This window comes from Kitasatospora cathayae (genome assembly GCF_027627435.1).
GTDB classification, from domain to species: domain Bacteria; phylum Actinomycetota; class Actinomycetes; order Streptomycetales; family Streptomycetaceae; genus Kitasatospora; species Kitasatospora cathayae.
In genome coordinates, this window is record NZ_CP115450.1 from 2,986,257 (window position 1) to 3,004,190 (window position 17,934).

Sequence of the window (17,934 nt, forward strand, 5' to 3'; positions counted from 1 at the left end):
TCGCGCAGCACGCCCGAACCACGGCTCTTTGTGCGCTCTTTGCCGGACTTTCCGCGCGGGTCGAGGGTTGGGCGCGCGCCAGGGTGGAAGCATCACCCTCGCGCGCGTGGACTTCCGTGCGCCAACCACGCGTGAGGAGGCCCGCATTGCCCGCGGTGGAACTCCGACTGGCCCAGGGCACGCCCTGCTGGGTCAGCCTGCTGACCCACGACCTGCCCGGCGCCCGCGCCTTCTACGGCGAGCTGCTCGGCTGGACGTACTCCCCCGGGCCCGGTCAACTCGGCGCCTACGTCCGGGCCGAGCTCGACGGCACACCGGTCGCCGGACTCGGCGTCTCCACCGCCACCGGCTTCCCGGTGCAGTGGACCACCTACTTCGCCGTGGACGACGCCGACCGCACCGCCCAACTGGTGCGCGAGTGCGGCGGCACCGTCGCGGTCGGCCCGCTGCAGGCCGAACGGGCCGGACGGATGGCCATCGCCTCCGACGTCTCCGGCGCCGTCTTCGGGCTCTGGCAGGGCGAGGAGCACCTCGGCCGGGAGGCCGGCGCGGAGCCGGGCGGCCCCGCCTGGGCCGAACTGCTCACCCCGGACGCCGACGGCGCCGCCACCTTCTACGGCGCCGTGCTCGACCGGCCGGTGCGGCCCGCCCTCGGCGGATCCGCGCTGCTGGTGCACGGACGCCCGGTCGCGGGCATCCGCCACCACGCCGACCTGCGCGGCCACCCGCCGCGCTGGCGCACCCACTTCGCGGTCCAGGACGCCGCGCTGACCACCCGTCACGCCGTCGAGCTCGGCGGCCGCGTCCTGGTCGAGCCGCACGACACCGCCCGCGGCCGGGCCGCCCGACTGGCCGACCCGCAGGGCGGGCACTTCTCGGTGCTCGAAGCCGCTGCTTAGGCCTGCTCCTCGAACGGCAGCACGTCCGGGGAGAGCACCGAGGCGCGCGCGGTCGCGGCGGTCAGCCGGCGGCGGTGGTGGCGGCGGCACAGCACCTCGTAGCCGATCTCGTCCTCGCTCACCGTGATGTCGCCGATCACCACCTGGGCGCCCTCGACCACCATCACCCCGCCGACCGTACGGGCGTTGTGGGTCGCCCGCGCACCGCACCAGCACAGCGCCTCGACCTGCAGCACCTCCACCCGGTCGGCCAGCTCGATCAGCCGCTGCGAGCCCGGGAACAGCCGGGTGCGGAAGTCGGTGGTGATGCCGAAGGTGAAGACGTCGATGTCCAGCTCGTCCACCACCCGGGCCAGCTGGTCGACCTGCTCGGCGGCGAAGAACTGGGCCTCGTCGCAGATCAGGTAGTCCACCCGGCCGCCGGCCGACAGCCGCTGCACCACGTGCGCGTGGAAGTCGAGGTCGTCGGTCACCTCGACCGCGTCGGCGCGCAGGCCCAGCCGGCTGGAGATGGTGGCCGCGCCGGCCCGGTCGTTGCGGGTCAGGATGACGCCCTGCCGACCGCGCGCGGTGTGGTTGTGGTCCATCTGCAGCGCCAGCGTCGACTTGCCGCAGTCCATCGTGCCCGAGAAGAACACCAGTTCAGCCATGGGTGGAGCAAAGGCCTTTCACATCAAGGGGTTTCGGGCACCGGGAAGTCAAGGATCCGGCTCAGCCGCGGACTTCGAGCAGCGGCACGAACTGCTCGACCGGGGTCATCGAGCCGTGCAGGCCGATCATCGCGGACTCGCCGGGCTCGTTGCGGGAGGCGACGATCGCGATGTCGTCGCGCGCCGCGGCGACCACGTCGCCGATCCGGTGGTACACCCGGTCGTCGACCTTCGGGCCGAACCAGCCCGCCGCGATCGCCTCGTCCCGGGTGGCCACCCACATCCGGTCACCCAGCACCTCGCTCCAGACCGTGTGCACGTCGGCCGCGGCGCCCGGCACGGCGTACACGTGCCGAGCCCGGCCCTCGCCGCCGAGCAGGGCGACGCCGGCGCCGAGCTCCCAGTCCTCGTCGAAGTCGATCCGGTCCTCCGGCGCGATGTCGATCATGCCGTGGTCCGCGGTCACGTACATCGCCGAGCGCGGCGGCAGCTGCTCGGCCAGCCGGCGGGCCAGCCGGTCCACCGCGTCCAGGGTCATCCGCCACTCGTCGGAGTCCACCCCGAAGCGGTGGCCCGCGCCGTCCAGCTCACTGACGTAGGTGTACACCAGCGCCCGGTCGTGCTCGGCCAGCCAGGAGGCGGCCAGGTCCATCCGCTCCTCGCCGGTGGTGCGGCCCAGGAAGCTGCCGCCGGACAGCGCCACCTTGGTCAGCGGGGTCTGGGCGAACAGCGGGGAGGACACCTGGGCGGTCGCCACCCCCGCCCGGTGGGTCTGCTCGAAGACCGTCGGGTACGGCTGCCAGGCCTGCGGGTCGGTGTGCGGCTGCCAGCGCAGCTGGTTCATCAGGTAGTCGGCGCCCGGCACCGCCACGGTGTACCCGGCCAGGCCGTGCAGGCCCGGCGGCGTGCCGGTGCCGACCGAGGCCAGCGAGGTCGCGGTGGTGGACGGGAAGCCCGCGGTCAGCGGACGGCCGGTGCCGCCCAGCGAGCTCCCGGCCAGCGAGGACAGGAACGGCGCGTACTCGGGGTGGCGCAGCAGCAGCTCCCAGCCCAGGCCGTCCACCAGGAACACCACCGCCCGGTCGGCCGGGGCGATCGGCAGCGTCGCGGTGAACCCCGGGACGCCCAGGCCCGCCGCCACCGAGGGCAGCAGGTCGCAGAGCGAGCCGCTGCCGTACGGGGGCGCGGGGGCGGCGGCCGGGTCGAGGATCTCGAAGGCGTCGTAGCCGTCGGAGGGTGCGAAGGACATGGAACCGGATTCGTAGCGGTCGGAAACGCGGGCGGGAGCGCGAACGGGCGCGCGAGCGGGAACGCGAACGGAAACGGGGCGGGAACGCGGGCGGCAGCGGCCGGGGCCGGCCGGGAGCTCAGGCCCGCGGGCCGTTGTCGATCGTCGCGTCGGACAGCGCCCGGGCGAACACCAGCGCCTGGGCCACCGTCTCCGGGCCGTCACCGGCCTCGCTCACCCGCAGCGAGAGGTCGTCGGCCGTCGCCGAACCGGTGTAGCCGTGGTCCGCCTCGCAGTTCGGGTCCGAGCAGCCGGCCGGCTCCAGGTCGAGGCGCTGCACCGCACCCCAGCCGATCGTCAGCACCACCTCGCGCGGCAGCGTGCCGGGCGTGTAGGTCTCCGGGTTCGCCACCATCCGGCTCAGCACGACCGAGCCGATCCGGTCCAGCCGGACGCTCTCCGTCGAGGTCGTCGCGAACGGCACGGCGGGGCTGCCCGCGTCGCCCGACTGCTCATCGGTGTGGCTCACCACGAACCGGGTCGGGGTCAGCACCAGCACCGTCACGTGCCGGCGCACCTCGTTGGAGTCGAAGGTCGTCTCCTGGTGCACCAGGTAGGAGCTGATCGGCTCCGGGCCCACCGCGGACTCCACCGCCTCGGACACCAGGGCCGGGTAGTAGCCGCTGCGCTCGATCGCCGAGCGCAGGTCCTGAGTGGTGGTGGTACCGGTCTTCGCCATAACTCCATCCTGGCATGGTCCGCCGACGAAGCGGGCGGCACGGCGCCGAGCTTCGGACATCAGCGCCCACGGGCAGGCGCAACCAAGGAAGGTTACAGCGTGCTCATCGCGCGCGGGCCCAGATCGCTGCGGACGGGCAGCGGTGCGACCCGCACCCGCGCCCCCAGGATCGCCAGTCCGTGCGGGGCCACGACCACCGGTTCGAGGTCCACCGAAGCGATCTCCGGGAGGTCGTCCACCAGCCGCGACACCCGCAGCAGCAGTTCCTCCAGGGCGTCGGTGTCCACCGCCTCGGCGCCGCGCCAGCCGAACAGCAGCGGCGCCGCGCGCACCTCGCGGATCAGCCCGGCGACGTCCTGGTCCGTCGCCGGGACCAGGCGGTGGGCCACGTCGCCCAGCAGTTCGGCCGGGGCGCCGGCCAGGCCGAAGGACAGGATCGCGCCGACGGCCGGGTCGACCGTGGCGCCGATCACGGTGTCCACCCCGCGCGGGGCCAGCCGCTGCACCACCAGCTGGGCCTCCGCCGCGCCGCCGAGCAGGGCGTCCAGCTCCCGGTGGGCGCGGCGCAGGCCGGGTTCGCCGGTCAGGTCCAGGCGGACGCTGCCCAGGTCGGGCCGGTGACGCAGGTGCGGGGCGGTCGCCTTCAGGGCCACCGGGTAGCCGAGCTGTTCGGCGGCCCGGACGGCGCTCTCCTCGTCCGGGGCGGGCAGCGTGGGCGAGACGTCGATGCCGTAGCGGGCCAGCAGCACCCGGGCCTCGGTGTCCGGCAGGGTGATCCGGGCGCCACCGGGCTGGGTGAACGAGAAGGAACGGCGCGTAGCGCCTCGAACAAGGGTGGTGGTGGGCGACGGGCGGGAGACCGCGGCCCGGGTGCTCAGCGCCGCCTCCACCAGGGCGCGGGCGCCGGGCTCGTCGATCCGGTCCAGCTCGGGGACGCGCGCCGTCTCCTCCGCCTCGGCGGTGCGGCGGCGCCACTCGGCGTAGTGCACGGCGTGCGCGAGGGCGTGCACGGCGCGCTCGGGCGCCGCGTAGGCCGGGATGCCACCGGGGCGCAGCCGGGGCGGCAGGTCGGTCAGCGCCAGGTGGGCCAGCACCAGGGGCTTGCCCAACTCCCGTGCGCGCTCGCCCGCTTCGAGCAGGGCGGTGGCGATCTCCGGGTCGTCCGAGCCCATCTCCGGGTCGTCCGGACCGGTCAGTCGACCGCCCGTGAAGGCGTGGGCGGAGGTGCCGATCGGCGGGATGGCGACGGCGATCACCGCGTCCACGGCCGGATTGCTGAGCGCGACGTCCAGCGCGACCCGGAAGTTCTCGCCGGTGGCGGCGGTGGTGAGGTCGACGGGGGTGCGCGGGCGCAGCCCGGCGCTCAGGCAGGCGTCGTAGGTGAGCAGGCCGAGCGAGTCGGAGTTGCCGACCACGGCGACCCGGTCGCCGGGCGGCAGCGGCTGCTGGGCGAGCAGCTCACCGGTGTCGAACAGCTCGGTGATGGTCGCCACCCTGATCACCCCGGCCTGTTCGAACAGCGCGTCCACGGTGGCGTCGCGCAGGCCGGTGGCGGTGGCCGGGACGGCGTGGCCGGGCGGCAGGCTGCCGGTGTGCCGGGCGCCCTTGACCACCACCACGGGCTTGGCGGTGGCCAGGCGGCGGGCGATCCGGGTGAACTTGCGGGGGTTGCCGAAGGACTCCAGGTAGAGCAGCACCACCTCGGTGGCCTCGTCCTCGGCCCAGTACTGCAGGAAGTCGTTGCCGGAGACGTCCGCGCGGTTGCCGACCGAGGCGAAGGAGGAGACGCCGAGGCCGCGCCGGTGGGCGGACTCCAGCAGGGCCACGCCGATCGCCCCGGACTGGCAGAAGACCCCGAAGCCGCCGCGGTCGGGCAGGTGCGGGGCGAGCGAGGCGTTCAGCGGGCCGTCCGGGTCGGTGTTGATCAGACCGAAGGCGTTCGGGCCGATCACCCGCATCCCCGCCGCGCGGGCCTGGCGGACCAGGGCGCGCTGGCGGTCACGGCCCTCCGGGCCGGTCTCCGCGTAGCCGGCGGTGACCACCACCAGGCCCTGCACGCCGTGCGCGCCGCACTCGGCGACGGCCGCCGGGACGGCGCTCTCGGGGACGGCGATCACCGCGAGGTCGACCGGCCCGGGAATGTCCAGAATCGAACGGTGCACCGGGACGCCGTCCAGCTCGGTGCCGGGCGGGACGCTGCGGTTCACCGCGTGGACGGCGCGGTCGGCCGGGCTGCTTCCCAGCAGGTCGCGCAGGATGGCCCGGCCGACGGTCTGCGGGTTGCGGGAGGCGCCGATCACGGCCACCGAGCGCGGGGTCAGCAGCCGCTGCACCGAGCGGGCCTCGGCACGGTGCTCGCGGGCGCGCATCACGGCGAGTGAGCGGTCGGTCTGTTCGAGGTCGAACTCCAGGTGCACCACACCGTCGGCGAAGCTGCGGCGCTGGGTGTAGCCGGCGTCGGTGAAGACCTTCACCATCTTGCGGTTCTCCGGCAGCACCTCGGCCTGGAAACGGCGGATGCCGCGCTCCTGGGCGACCGCCGCGATGTGCTCCAGCAGTGCGGAGGCCACCCCGCGACCCTGGTGGGCGTCCTGGACCAGGAAGGCGACCTCGGCGTCCGTACCGTGTTCGGAGGGGCGGCCCTCGGCGTCGATCCGGTCGTAGCGGACGGTGGCGATGAAGTGGTCACGGACCACCACGGCGAGGCCGACCCGGTTCACGAAATCGTGGTGGGTGAAGCGGCGGACGTCCTTGTCGGAGAGCCGCGGGTATGGGGCGAAGAAGCGGAAGTACTTGGACTGGTCCGAGACCTGCTCGTAGAACTCCACCAGCCGTCCGGCGTCCTCGGGAGTGATCGGCCGGATCCGGGCCGTGCCGCCGTCGCGCAGCAGGACGTCGGCTTCCCAGTGCTGCGGATAGTCGGGTTGCGCGGGGTTCGCCACCGCGGGGTCTTCCACATTCGCCAGGTTATCCGGCGGCGGGCCGGATGGCGCCGGGCGCGTGCCCACGGCAGATTGGACAGGGCCACTAGCCGGGCCTTATGCCCCGAAAAGAAACAATCACAACTCCCGAACGCGACGCCTCACAGGGGTGATCTGCGTGCAACACTGGTCTAGACAACACGGTCGTTTCCCCCGCTCCCCCGAGCACGGCCGTGACCAGCTTCACCGGAAAGGCACGTCTCATGGCCGAGCGCCGCGTCACCATCGGTTGGGCCGAGGGCCTGCACGCCCGTCCCGCCTCCGTCTTCGTCCGGGCCGTCACGGCCACCGGCGTGCCGATCACCATCGCCAAGCCGGGCGGCAACCCGGTCAACGCCGCCTCCATGCTCGGCCTCCTCGCCCTGGGCGCCCAGGGAGGCGAGGAGGTCATCCTCGCCTCCGAGGCCCCGGGCGCCGACGAGGCCCTCGACCGCCTCGCCAAGCTGGTCTCCGAAGGCCTCGACGAGCTCCCCGCGGCCGCCTGAGCCTCGCAGCGCACACGAAGCGCCCGGTAGTGCCCAGCACTACCCCGGCCGCATGGCGCTTCCACGAAAGAAGGCTGCGGCCGAGCAGGCAGCCGCGTGGGTCAGACCGCCAGACTGGAAGCGCATGCTCAAGCGCAGTTGGAGCAAGGCGGAGGATGACATCCTCCTGGCAGCAGCCAGCATTAGAGCAGCCGCAGAACAACTCGGCAGAACCGAGAAGAGCTGCGATATTCGCCGATGGCGCCTCAACGGCTGCCAACCGCGAAAGACAGCGTCCCAACTGAGGCCCCCGGAAAATCCGGGGGCCCCATTTGTCAACCCTTCACACAGACCACCTGCTTGAGGTGCGCGACGACCTCTACCAGGTCCTTCTGCTGCTCGATGACCTTCTCGATGTTCTTGTAGGCGCCCGGGATCTCGTCGACGACACCGCTGTCCTTGCGGCACTCGACGCCCTTGGTCTGCTCGGCCAGGTCGCGCGTGGTGAAGCGCTTCTTGGCGGCGTTGCGGCTCATCTTGCGGCCGGCGCCGTGCGAGGCGGAGTTGAACGCCGCCTCGTTGCCCAGGCCACGGACGATGTAGGAACCCGTCCCCATCGAACCCGGGATGATCCCCAAGTCGCCGGAGCCGGCCCGGATCGCGCCCTTGCGGGTCACCAACAGGTCGACGCCGTCGTAGCGCTCCTCCGCCACGTAGTTGTGGTGGCAGCTGATCACCTCGTCGAAGGTGACCTTCGCCTTGCCGAATTCGCGGCGCACGACGTCCTGGAAGAGCGCCATCATGACCGCGCGGTTGTTCTTGGCGTACTCCTGCGCCCAGAAGAGGTCCTGGCGGTAGTCCGCCATCTCCGGGGTCTTCGCGAGGAAGACCGCCAGATCCCGATCGACGAGCCCCTGGTTGTGTGACAGCGAGCGGGCGACGCCCATGTGGTGCTCCGCCAACTCCTTGCCGATGTTGCGCGATCCGGAATGCAACATCAACCAAACAGAATCGGTCTCATCTAGGCACACTTCTGAAAAGTGGTTGCCACTTCCGAGCGTTCCCATCTGCTGCATGGCACGTTCGCGACGCCATTTGACCGCTTCCGCCACCCCGTCGAAGCGCTGCCAGAAGTCGTCCCAACCCGCCGCGCGGAAGCCGTGCAGCTTGGTCGGGTCGACCGGGTCGGTGTGGAGGCCGCGGCCGACCGGGATGGCCTGCTCGATCTTGGAGCGCAGGCCGGAGAGGTCGTCCGGGAGGTCCTTGGCAGTGAGGGAGGTCTTCACCGCGCTCATCCCGCAGCCGATGTCGACGCCGACCGCCGCCGGGCAGACCGCACCCTTCATGGCGATGACGGAGCCGACGGTCGCGCCCTTGCCCAGGTGGACGTCGGGCATCACGGCGAGGCCGTGCAGCCAGGGCAGCGAGCTGATGTTGCGCAGCTGCTGCAGGGCCGCGCCCTCGACCGTCGCCGGGTCGGTCCACATCCGGATCGGCACCCGGATTCCGGGCACTTCGGTGTACGTCATGGTTGAACGACCTCCAACGGTCGGTGGGTTCAGAGGAAAGGCATGCCGCGCGAAGAGAATCCCGGTGCGGCTCGGGGAAGTTCAGGAAACGGGTGCGCTCAGGCAGCCGGAGCGACGCAGGGGAGGTACGGCCTCGGGGAGCGCCGTCGTATGGCTTGCTCGACCCGCATGGTGACCGCCTCCCTTCCGTTCGTCGCAGTTCGCAGTTCGCACGTGCTGTGCGTCGTGGAACATCTATCCACGGAACCGGACGGGCCCGCAAGGGATTTAAAAACGCGTCCGGCCCGGCGGAGCGGAGGTGCTCCACCGGGCCGGACGGCGCACGACCGCAGGCGTCAGTTGACGACGGTGACCTCGCCGATGCCGAGCGCCCGCACGTCGTCCTCGATCTCGGCGGCGTCGCCGACCAGGACGGTGACCAGGCGGTCCGGCGGGAAGGCCGCGACCACGGCCTCGGTGGCCGCGGCGGTGGGCAGTTCGGCCAGCTGCCGGTAGACCTCGGCCTGGTAGTCGTCGGGGAGGTGCTGCTCGACCTGGTCGGCCAGGGTGCCGGCGACGGAGCCCGCGGTCTCGTACTTGAGCGGCGCGACGCCGACCAGGAACTGCACGGCCTCGTCGCGCTCGGCGTCGGTGAGGCCCCCGGCGGCGAGGTCGCGCAGGATGGTCCAGGTGTCGGCGAGCGCGGGGGCGGTGGAGGCGGTGTCCACCGAACCGCTGATGGCGAGCAGCGAGCGCCCGCTGCCGTCGGCGGCGGAGCGCAGCGGCTGGGCGAAGGCGCGGACGCCGTAGGTGTAGCCCTTCTCCTCGCGCAGGACGCGGTCGAGGCGGGAGGTGAGGGTGCCGCCGAGGCAGTAGGTGCCGAGGATCTGGGCGGCCCAGACCGGGTCGTGGCGGTCCGGGCCGATCCGGCCGATCAGCAGCTGGGTCTGGACGGAGCCGGGGCGGTCGACGATGAGGACGCGGCCGCGGTCGTCGCCGGTGACGGGGGCGTGGACGGAGGGTTCGGCGGCGGAGCCGGTCCAGGTGCCGAGGGTGCTCTCCAGCAGGGCCGGCAGGTCGACGCCGGTGAGGTCGCCGACCACCACGACGGTGGTGGTGGCGGGCCGCACGTGGGCGTCGTAGAAGGCCTTGACGGCGGCGCGGTCGATCGACTTGACGGTGTCGGCGGTGCCGCTGCGGGGCCGGGAGAGGCGGTCCGCGGCGTCGAAGAGTTCGGCGTAGAGGGCCTTGGCGGCGCGCCGGGCGGGGTTGGCCTGCTCGTGGACGATCTCGTCGAGCCGGTTGGCGACGAGGCGCTCGATCTCCTCGGCGGGGAGGGCGGGGGCGCGCAGGGCGTCGGCGAGCAGGGTGAGACCGCGCTGGAGCCGGGAGGCGGGGACCTCCAGGGCGACCCGGATGCACGGGTGGTCGGCGTGGGCGTCGAGGGTGGCGCCGGCGCGCTCGAGTTCGCCGGCGAACTCCTCGGCGGTGAGGGTGTCGGTGCCCTCGTTGAAGGCGCGGGCGAGGATGGCGGCGACGCCGTCGAGGCCCTCGGGTTCGGCGGCGAGCGGGGCGTCGAGGAGGACCTCGACGGCGACCAACTGCTGGCCGGGCCGGTGGCAGTGCAGGACGGTGATGCCGTTGCCGAGGGCGGCGCGCTCGGGGGCGGGGAACGCCCACGGGCTGGGGGTGCCGGGCTGGGGCTGGGGGTGGAAGGTCATCGCGGGGACGTAGTCGGTGCTCATACGGCGGCACCCTCCTCTTCGGAAGCGGCGTCGGAAGCGTCGGCGGCGGTCGGCTCGTAGGCGAGGACGGCCCGGTTGTCGGGGTGGAGCCGGGCCTTGGCGACGGCCTGGACCTCTTCGGCGGTGACGTCGAGGACCTTGGGGAGGGCGTCGTTCAGCAGCTTGGGGTCGCCGAACAGGACGGCGTAGCGGCAGAGTTCGTCGGCGCGGCCGGCGACGGTGGTGAGCCGGTCGAGCCATTCGCGCTCGATCTGGGCCTGGGCGCGCTCGAGTTCCTCGGCGGTGGGGCCCTCGGCGGCGAAGCGGGCGAGCTCCTCGTCGACGGCGGCGTCGATCTGGGCGATGGTGGCGTCGCCGGAGGTCTTGACGTCGAGCCAGCCGAGGCTGGGGGCGCCGGCGAGGCGCAGCAGGCCGAAGCCGGCGGCGACGGCGGTGCGGTCGCGGCGGACGAGCCGGTTGTAGAGGCGGCTGGACTCGCCGCTGCCGAGGATGGTGAGGGCGAGGTCGGCGGCGTCGGCTTCCCGGGTGCCGTCGTGCGGCAGGCGGTAGGCGGCCATCAGGGCGCGGGAGGGGACGTCCTCGGTGAGGTTCTGGCGGACCTCCCGGCCGATGGTTTCGGGGAGTTCGCCGGAGCGCGGGGGCTGCTTGCCGTCGTGGGCGGGGATGGAGCCGAAGTACTTCTCGACCCAGGCGATGGTCTGCTCGGGGTCGATGTCGCCGACGATGGAGAGCACGGCGTTGTTGGGCGCGTAGTAGGTGCGGAAGAAGGCGCGGGCGTCCTCGAGGGTGGCGGCGTCGAGGTCGGCCATGGAGCCGATGGGGGTGTGGTGGTACGGGTGGTCGTCGGGGAAGGAGAGCGCGGTGAGCTTCTCGAAGGCGGTGCCGTACGGGACGTTGTCGTAGCGCTGGCGGCGTTCGTTCTTGACGACGGCGCGCTGGTTCTCCATGGACGTCTCGTCGAGGGCGGCGAGCAGGGAGCCCATCCGGTCGGCCTCCAGCCAGAGGGCGAGCTCCAGCTGGTGGGCGGGCATGGTCTCGTAGTAGTTGGTGCGCTCGAAGCTGGTGGTGCCGTTGAGCGAGCCGCCGGCGCCCTGGACGAGTTCGAAGTGCCCGTTGTTGGAGACGTTGGCGGAGCCCTGGAACATCAGGTGCTCGAAGAGGTGGGCCAGGCCGGTGCGGCCCTTGACCTCGTGGCGGGAGCCGACGTCGTACCAGAGGCAGACCGCGGCGACCGGGGTGAGGCGGTCCTCGGAGAGGACGACGCGCAGGCCGTTGGCCAGGCGGTGCTCGGTGATGGCGATGCCTCGGCTGGAGGCGGGGGCCGGGTTGGCCATGCGCTCGGGTCCTTCCCGTCGTCGATGTCGGGGTTCGTGTGGCGTCCCCCATTGTGGTGCAACGCGTGGGGGGCGTGTTCGTGCCCGCGCGGAAGCGGCGTTCGCCAGGGGCGGAAGAGGGCCGCTGGCCGGGAGTGTCGGCGCGAGGGTCCACAATGGGGGCGCCGCGCCCTGTTGACCGCGCCCGGTTGACGGGTCGCGGCGGCAGGACGGTGAAGCAGGACGGCGACGCCCGTCCGACGATTTGACCGACGGCCGACGATCGACCGACGACACAGCCAGCGACACGTAAGGGAGCCCCGCCGCGATGGCCCGCCGCAGTTCGCAGACCCCGCCGCCCGGAGACTTCGAGGAGCGGATCCTCGACGTCGACGTCGTGGACGAGATGCAGGGCTCCTTCCTGGAGTACGCCTACTCGGTGATCTACTCGCGTGCGCTGCCGGACGCGCGGGACGGCATGAAGCCGGTGCACCGCCGGATCCTGTACCAGGCCAACGAGATGGGCCTGCGTCCGGACCGGGCGCACGTGAAGTGCGCCCGCGTGGTGGGCGAGGTGATGGGTCGGCTGCACCCGCACGGTGACCAGTCGATCTACGACGCCGTGGTGCGCATGGCGCAGCCGTTCTCGATGCGGCTGCCGCTGATCGACGGGCACGGCAACTTCGGTTCGCTGGGCAACGACGACCCGCCGGCGGCGATGCGTTACACCGAGTCGCGGCTGACGGCGGCGTCGATGGCGATGGTGGAGTCGATCCACGAGGACACCGTCGACTTCGGGCCGAACTACGACGGCAGCGAGCAGGAGCCGCTGGCGCTGCCGGCGGCGTTCCCGAACCTGCTGGTGAACGGCGCGACGGGCATCGCGGTGGGCATGGCGACGAACATGCCGCCGCACAACCTGTCCGAGGTGGTGGCGGCGGCCCGGCACCTGATCAAGCACCCGAACGCGGACCTGGACACGCTGATGCGGTTCGTGCCCGGTCCGGACCTGCCGACGGGCGGGCGGATCGTGGGCCTGTCGGGGATCCGGGACGCGTACGAGTCGGGCCGCGGCACGTTCAAGATCCGGGCGACGGCGACGGTGGAGGCGGTGACGGCGCGCCGCAAGGGCATCGTGGTGACCGAGCTGCCGTACAACGTCGGCCCGGAGAAGGTCATCTCGAAGATCAAGGACCTGGTCAACGCGAAGAAGCTGCAGGGCATCGCGGACGTCAAGGACCTCACCGACCGCGAGCACGGGCTGCGGCTGGTGATCGAGGTGAAGAACGGCTTCGTGCCGGAGGCGCTGCTGGAGCAGCTCTACAAGCTGACGCCGATGGAGGAGACCTTCGGCATCAACAACGTGGCGCTGGTGGACGGGCAGCCGCTGACGCTCGGGCTGAAGGAGCTGCTGGAGGTCTACGTCGACCACCGGTTCACGGTGGTGCGCAGGCGCAGCGACTTCCGCCGCCGCAAGCGCGAGGAGCGGCTGCACCTGGTCGAGGGTCTGCTGGTGGCCCTGGTCGACATCGACGAGGTCATCGCGATCATCCGGTCGAGTGACAACGCGCAGCAGGCGAAGGAGCGCCTGATGGAGCGCTTCTCGCTGTCGGAGACGCAGACCGGGTACATCCTGGACACCCCGCTGCGCCGGCTGACCAGGTTCGACCGGGTGGAGCTGGAGCAGGAGAAGGCGAAGCTGACCGCGGAGATCGCGGAGCTGACCGAGATCCTGGAGTCGGACAGCAAGCTGCGCAGCGTGGTGTCGTCCGAACTGGGCGCGGTGTCCAAGCAGTTCGGGACGGAGCGGCGGACGGTGCTGCTGGAGGCGGGGGCGGCTCCGTCGGCGGCGCTGTCGGTGCCGCTGGAGGTGGCGGACGACCCGTGCCGGGTGCTGCTGTCCTCGACGGGGCTGCTGGCGCGGACGGCGGACGGTGAGCCGTTCGAACTGTCGGAGAAGCGGGCGAAGCACGATGTGATCGTGTCGGCGGTGCCGGCGACGGCGCGGGCGGACGTGGGTGTGGTGACGTCGGCGGGCCGGGTGCTGCGGCTGCCGGTGATCGACCTGCCGGCGCTGCCGCCGACGCCCTCGCCGACGCTGGCGGGCGGTGCCGCGGTGGGTGAGTTCCTGCGGCTGGAGGCCGGGGAGCGGGTGCTGGCGCTGACCACGCTGGACGAGTCCTCTCCGGGGCTGGCGCTGGGCACGGTGCAGGGTGTGGTGAAGCGGGTGGTGCCGGAGTGGCCGGCGAACAAGGACGAGTTCGAGGTGATCGCGCTCAAGGACGGCGACGAGCTGGTGGGTGCGGTCGAACTGCGCACCGGCGAGGAGGACTTGGTCTTCATCACCTCGGACGCCCAGCTGCTGCGCTACCCGGCGGGCCAGGTCCGTCCGCAGGGCCGTCCGGCGGGTGGCATGGCGGGCATCAAGCTGTCGGACGGCGCCCGGGTGCTGTCGTTCACGGCGGTGGATCCGGCCGGGGACGCGGTGGTGGTCTCGGTGGCGGCCGCGTCGGGCACGCTGTCCGGTGACGAGCAGACGTCCTGGAAGGTCACCCCGTTCGAGCAGTACCCGCGCAAGGGCCGGGCGACCGGCGGCGTGCGCTGCCACCGCTTCCTGCGCGGCGAGGACGGCCTGGCGTTCGCCTGGGCGGGTGCCGCTCCGGCCCGGGCCGCCACCGCCAAGGGCGCGCCGGTCGACCTGCCGGAGCGCGACCCGCGTCGGGACGGCTCGGGCACGCCGGTGACGACTCCGATCTCGGTGGTCGCCGGTCCGGCGTAGCGGCGGGTCCGGTGGGCGGGGTGCCGGGGGCTGGGTGCCGGTGGGCTGGGTGCCGGTGGGCGCGCCGCCTTCCGGCACGCCCTGCGGCGCGTCCTCCGACCCGCCCCCGGCACGTCCGGAGGATCTCGTTCCGGCACGTCCGGGCCACTCGGCGGCCCCCGGGACGGGCCGAACCACTGAGGGTAGCCTTGCCCAGATGAGCACCTGTACGACCCTTTCGCGTGAACTTTCGGAGCCGTTGACCGCGACCGCGGCGGTGGCGACCACCTGGCTGCTGGTGGAGCAGAACGGCCCGTGGGGCGCGAAGGCACTGGGCGAGAGCCACCTCGACCGGGTCACGGGGCACGCGCTGGAGGGCGCCGCGGCCGGTACGGGCGTGCGGGTGGCGCTGATCCGGCGGCCGGGCCGGCACGCGGACTGCCCGCCGACGGCGCGGCACGAGGTGGTCGTGGCGCACACGGTGCCGGGCCGCGGCTGGGTGCGCCGGGCGCAGGTGGCGGATCCGGCGGAGCTGCTGGAGCTGGACTTCGCGGCGCTGGGCGTCGGCGACCACACGGGTTTCGGGGTGGAGCACGTCGGCGGTCCGCTGGCGCTGGTGTGCACCAACGGCCGTCGGGACCGCTGCTGCGCGCTGCTGGGCCGTCCGCTCGCGGCGGAGCTGGCGGCGGCCGGGCACAGCGAGGTGTGGGAGGTGACCCACCTGGGCGGGCACCGCTTCGCGCCCACGATGCTGGTGCTGCCGCACGGCTACGCGTACGGGCGGCTGACGCCCGAGACCGCCAAGGAGGTGCTGGCCGCGACGGCGGCCGGGCACATGGTGCCGGAGTGGTCGCGGGGCTGCTCGGGCTGGGAGCGGCCGGGGCAGGCGGCCGAGCACGCGGTGCGGCTGGCGACCGGCGAGACCCGGGTGGACGCGCTGACCCTGGCCCAGCGGCCGGACGGCGAGGGCCGCTGGCTGGTGCGCGTGGTGCACCGGGACGGCCGGGCCTGGGAGGTGGACGTGATCGAGACGGTGAGCCAGCCGCCGCGTCCGGAGAGCTGCGGCAAGGCGGCGGGGACGCCCTCGCGGATGGACGTGCTGTCGGTCCGGGGCGTATAGGGCCTGTCTGGTGGCCCCGCGCCCGTGGGGGTGAGCGCGGGACCGCGATGGTGGCCGGGGATCAGCCGGCGGCCTTGCCGACGACAGCACACCCCCGATGACGCGGACACGATGACGCGGACATGGGGGCGCCTGGACATGGGGAACCCCGGCGGCCCCAGGCCCGCCGGGGTTCCCCGGGGCGCGACGCTCAGGCCGCGCCCGCACCGGTGAGGGAGCGCACCTCCAGCTCGGCGAACCGGTCCGCGTCGGCGGGCTCGGGCGAGGTGAGCGTCCCGATCCAGCCGGCCAGGAAGCCGAGCGGGATGGAGACGATGCCGGGGTTCTCCAGCGGGAACCAGTGGAAGTCGACGCCGGGGAACAGCGCCGCATTGGAGCCGGAGACCACCGGCGAGAAGAACACCAGCACGATCGCCGGGACCAGCCCGCCGTACACCGACCAGACCGCGCCCCGGGCGGTGAACCGCGACCAGAACAGGCTGTACAGCAGCACGGGCAGGTTGGAGGAGGCGGCCACCGCGAAGGCCAGGCCGACCAGGAAAGCGACGTTCAGCTGCTGGGCGTACAGGCTGATCACGATCGCCACCGCGCCGATCCCGGCGGCGGCGAACCGGGCGACCAGCACCTCCTGCTGCTCGCTGGGCTTCTCGGCGGCCTCTCCCCCGCGGCGGCGGCGCGGGCCGCCGCGCCAGGCGCCGGCCCAGATGTCGTGGGCGAAGGCGGCGGAGGAGGCGAGCGTCAGCCCGGCGACCACGGCGAGGATGGTGGCGAAGGCGATCGCCGAGATCAGCGCGAACAGCACCACCCCGCCGGTGCTGCCGTTGCCGCCGCCGAGCACCAGGGCGAGCAGTGGAACGGCGGTGTTCCCGGCCGAGTTGGCGTGCCGCACCTCGGCCGAACCGACCAGCGCGGTGGCGCCCAGGCCGAGCGCGATGGCCATCAGGTAGAAGCCGCCGACCAGGCCGATCGCCCACATCGTGGAGCGGCGGGCGGCCCGGGCGGTGGGCACGGTGTAGAAGCGGGACAGGATGTGCGGCAGGCCGGCGGTGCCGAGCACCAGGGCCAGGCCGAGGCTGAAGAAGTCCAGCCGGCTGGTGAAGGTGGCGCCGTACTTGAGCCCGGGTTCGAGGTAGCGGTGCCCGGCGCCGCTGTGCTGGGCGGCCTGGCGCATCAGCTCGAAGAGGTCGCCGTGGAAGCGCACCACCAACAGCACGGTCAGCAGCATCGAACCCGCGATCAGCAGGAAGGCCTTGACGATCTGGATCCAGGTGGTGGCCCGCATCCCGCCGATCGTGACGTAGACGATCATCAGAGCGCCGACCCCGATGATGGTCCAGGTCCGGGCCTGGGCGCTGTTGGTGCCGAGCAGCAGTGCGACCAGCGAGCCGGCGCCGACCATCTGGGCGACCAGGTAGAGCAGGGTGACCACGACACTGGCACCGCCGGCCGCCGCCCGCACCCTGCGGCGCCGCAGCCGCAGCGCGAGCACGTCGGCGAGGGTGTACCGCCCGGCGTTGCGGACGAGTTCGGCGACCAGCATCAGCACGACCAGCCAGGCGACCAGGAAGCCGATGCTGTAGAGCACGCCGTCGTAGCCGTACAGGGCGATCAGCCCGGCGACGCCGAGGAAGGAGGCGGCGGAGAGGTAGTCGCCGGAGAGGGCGAAGCCGTTCTGCAGCGGGGTGAAGTCGCGCCCGCCGGCGTAGAAGTCCTCGGCGGCGTTGCCCTGGCGGCCGACCCAGAGGGTGATGCCCAGGGTGACCAGGACGATGACGGCGAACAGCACGATCGCCAGGCCGTGGTGCTGGCCGGTGGGGGCGACGGGGGGCGGGGTGGCGGTGGTCATCACACCGGTGGTGGTCGTCATCGCAGCTGGTCCTGGGTGTCCCAGCGCAGGCCCAGCGCGGCGCGGTCGCGCTTGGTCCGGGCGTTGCGGGCGTAGAGCCAGGTGAGCAGGAAGGTGGAGGCGAACTGCAGCAGGCCGAGCAGCCAGGCCACGTTGAACGGGCCGACCACCGGGCTGCGCATCGCGCCGGGCGCGGCGGCCGCGGCGGCGACGTACAGCAGGTACCAGCAGAGGAAGGCGCCGCAGGTCGGGAAGACGAACGCGCGGTAGCTGCGGCGGATGTCCTGGAAGGCCGCGCTGGCCTGGACGCTCCGGTAGACCTCGGTCCTGTCGGTGCCGCTCACCGGCGCCGGCGGCTCCTGCGCCACGACGGCCGGGACGACCGGCGGGACAGCCGGCGGGGCGAGCGGCGGCACGACGGGCGGGGCCGACGGCGGGGCCACGGGCGGAGCCGGCGGTGCGGTCACCTGCTCGGCAGCGGCGCCCGGCTGGGCGGCGGTCGGCTGGGTGGCGCCCGCACTGGTGGGTCCCGGCTGGGCCGGTACGGCCGTTCGGCGGGGCGCGGCAGCCGGCTCGGAAGCGGTGGCGGCGGCCGGAGCGGCCCACCAGTCGAATCGCTGTCCCTGGTCGGGACTGCTGGTCTGCTGCTGTGGCACTGCTGCTCCTGGGCCGGGCCGGGCGTT

The 17,934-nt window shown here is 73.0% G+C and carries 13 protein-coding genes; 4 read left to right on the forward strand and 9 right to left on the reverse strand.

Annotated elements, in window-relative coordinates; genetic code table 11:
• Positions 1-155 precede the first annotated feature (155 nt).
• Complete coding sequence (locus tag O1G21_RS13225; protein WP_333493554.1) at positions 156-899, forward strand: VOC family protein; 744 nt, start codon at positions 156-158, stop codon at positions 897-899.
• Here the strand turns inward: O1G21_RS13225 and O1G21_RS13230 are convergent.
• The 4 genes from O1G21_RS13230 to O1G21_RS13245 form a co-directional block, all read right to left on the reverse strand.
• Entirely contained in the window at positions 896-1,549 is a 654-nt protein-coding gene (locus O1G21_RS13230; protein WP_270143564.1) for a thymidine kinase, read from the reverse strand. The genes O1G21_RS13225 and O1G21_RS13230 overlap by 4 nt on opposite strands.
• Positions 1,550-1,610: 61 nt before the next feature.
• Positions 1,611-2,798, reverse strand: a complete 1,188-nt coding sequence (locus O1G21_RS13235) for an alkaline phosphatase family protein (protein ID WP_270143565.1) — start codon at positions 2,796-2,798, stop codon at positions 1,611-1,613.
• Between the two features lie 118 nt (positions 2,799-2,916).
• A complete protein-coding gene (locus tag O1G21_RS13240) occupies positions 2,917-3,516 on the reverse strand; it encodes a DUF5998 family protein (RefSeq protein ID WP_270143566.1) in 600 nt (199 codons plus the stop codon).
• A gap of 92 nt (positions 3,517-3,608) precedes the next feature.
• Positions 3,609-6,473: a bifunctional acetate--CoA ligase family protein/GNAT family N-acetyltransferase gene (locus O1G21_RS13245; protein ID WP_270143567.1), complete on the reverse strand. Its 2,865-nt coding sequence runs from the start codon at positions 6,471-6,473 to the stop codon at positions 3,609-3,611.
• 227 nt (positions 6,474-6,700) lie between these two features.
• On the opposite strand from O1G21_RS13245, the gene O1G21_RS13250 reads away from it, so the two are divergent.
• Positions 6,701-6,982: an HPr family phosphocarrier protein gene (locus O1G21_RS13250; RefSeq protein ID WP_270143568.1), complete on the forward strand. Its 282-nt coding sequence runs from the start codon at positions 6,701-6,703 to the stop codon at positions 6,980-6,982.
• A gap of 314 nt (positions 6,983-7,296) precedes the next feature.
• On the opposite strand, the gene O1G21_RS13255 is transcribed toward O1G21_RS13250, so the two are convergent.
• The 3 genes from O1G21_RS13255 to O1G21_RS13265 all read right to left on the reverse strand — a co-directional run bounded on the left by O1G21_RS13255 (position 7,297) and on the right by O1G21_RS13265 (position 11,548).
• Positions 7,297-8,490, reverse strand: a complete 1,194-nt coding sequence (locus O1G21_RS13255; RefSeq protein ID WP_270143570.1) for an RtcB family protein — start codon at positions 8,488-8,490, stop codon at positions 7,297-7,299.
• A gap of 335 nt (positions 8,491-8,825) precedes the next feature.
• Complete coding sequence (locus O1G21_RS13260) at positions 8,826-10,214, reverse strand: M16 family metallopeptidase (RefSeq protein WP_270143572.1); 1,389 nt, start codon at positions 10,212-10,214, stop codon at positions 8,826-8,828.
• The gene (locus O1G21_RS13265) at positions 10,211-11,548 is read right to left on the reverse strand and encodes a M16 family metallopeptidase (protein ID WP_270143574.1); all 1,338 of its coding nucleotides are present in this window, start codon (positions 11,546-11,548) and stop codon (positions 10,211-10,213) included. The genes O1G21_RS13260 and O1G21_RS13265 overlap by 4 nt, the downstream gene beginning before the upstream one ends.
• A gap of 307 nt (positions 11,549-11,855) precedes the next feature.
• Here O1G21_RS13265 and O1G21_RS13270 point away from each other — a divergent pair, with 307 nt between their 5' ends.
• Both O1G21_RS13270 and O1G21_RS13275 read left to right on the forward strand, forming a co-directional pair.
• On the forward strand, positions 11,856-14,306 hold the full coding sequence (locus O1G21_RS13270; protein ID WP_270143576.1) for a DNA gyrase/topoisomerase IV subunit A: 2,451 nt from the start codon (positions 11,856-11,858) through the stop codon (positions 14,304-14,306).
• A 196-nt stretch (positions 14,307-14,502) separates the two neighbouring features.
• Positions 14,503-15,405 (forward strand): sucrase ferredoxin, encoded by a 903-nt coding sequence (locus O1G21_RS13275; RefSeq protein WP_270143578.1) that lies wholly within the window; start codon positions 14,503-14,505, stop codon positions 15,403-15,405.
• Between the two features lie 190 nt (positions 15,406-15,595).
• On the opposite strand, the gene O1G21_RS13280 is transcribed toward O1G21_RS13275, so the two are convergent.
• On the reverse strand, positions 15,596-17,272 hold the full coding sequence (locus O1G21_RS13280) for a solute symporter family protein (protein ID WP_405000634.1): 1,677 nt from the start codon (positions 17,270-17,272) through the stop codon (positions 15,596-15,598).
• Positions 17,269-17,907 (reverse strand): DUF485 domain-containing protein, encoded by a 639-nt coding sequence (locus O1G21_RS13285; protein ID WP_333493451.1) that lies wholly within the window; start codon positions 17,905-17,907, stop codon positions 17,269-17,271. The genes O1G21_RS13280 and O1G21_RS13285 overlap by 4 nt, the downstream gene beginning before the upstream one ends.
• Positions 17,908-17,934: the final 27 nt, after the last annotated feature.

What these genes read in the sequence shown, in the direction of transcription:
- O1G21_RS13235 (WP_270143565.1), bottom strand. Translation starts at nt 2,798, where the DNA reads ATGTCCTTCGCACCCTCCGACGGCTACGACGCCTTCGAGATCCTCGAC.
- O1G21_RS13270 (WP_270143576.1), top strand. Translation starts at nt 11,856, where the DNA reads ATGGCCCGCCGCAGTTCGCAGACCCCGCCGCCCGGAGACTTCGAGGAG.
- O1G21_RS13265 (WP_270143574.1), bottom strand. Translation starts at nt 11,548, where the DNA reads ATGGCCAACCCGGCCCCCGCCTCCAGCCGAGGCATCGCCATCACCGAG.
- O1G21_RS13250 (WP_270143568.1), top strand. Translation starts at nt 6,701, where the DNA reads ATGGCCGAGCGCCGCGTCACCATCGGTTGGGCCGAGGGCCTGCACGCC.
- O1G21_RS13260 (WP_270143572.1), bottom strand. Translation starts at nt 10,214, where the DNA reads ATGAGCACCGACTACGTCCCCGCGATGACCTTCCACCCCCAGCCCCAG.
- O1G21_RS13255 (WP_270143570.1), bottom strand. Translation starts at nt 8,490, where the DNA reads ATGACGTACACCGAAGTGCCCGGAATCCGGGTGCCGATCCGGATGTGG.
- O1G21_RS13230 (WP_270143564.1), bottom strand. Translation starts at nt 1,549, where the DNA reads ATGGCTGAACTGGTGTTCTTCTCGGGCACGATGGACTGCGGCAAGTCG.
- O1G21_RS13275 (WP_270143578.1), top strand. Translation starts at nt 14,503, where the DNA reads ATGAGCACCTGTACGACCCTTTCGCGTGAACTTTCGGAGCCGTTGACC.
- O1G21_RS13280 (WP_405000634.1), bottom strand. Translation starts at nt 17,272, where the DNA reads ATGACGACCACCACCGGTGTGATGACCACCGCCACCCCGCCCCCCGTC.
- O1G21_RS13240 (WP_270143566.1), bottom strand. Translation starts at nt 3,516, where the DNA reads ATGGCGAAGACCGGTACCACCACCACTCAGGACCTGCGCTCGGCGATC.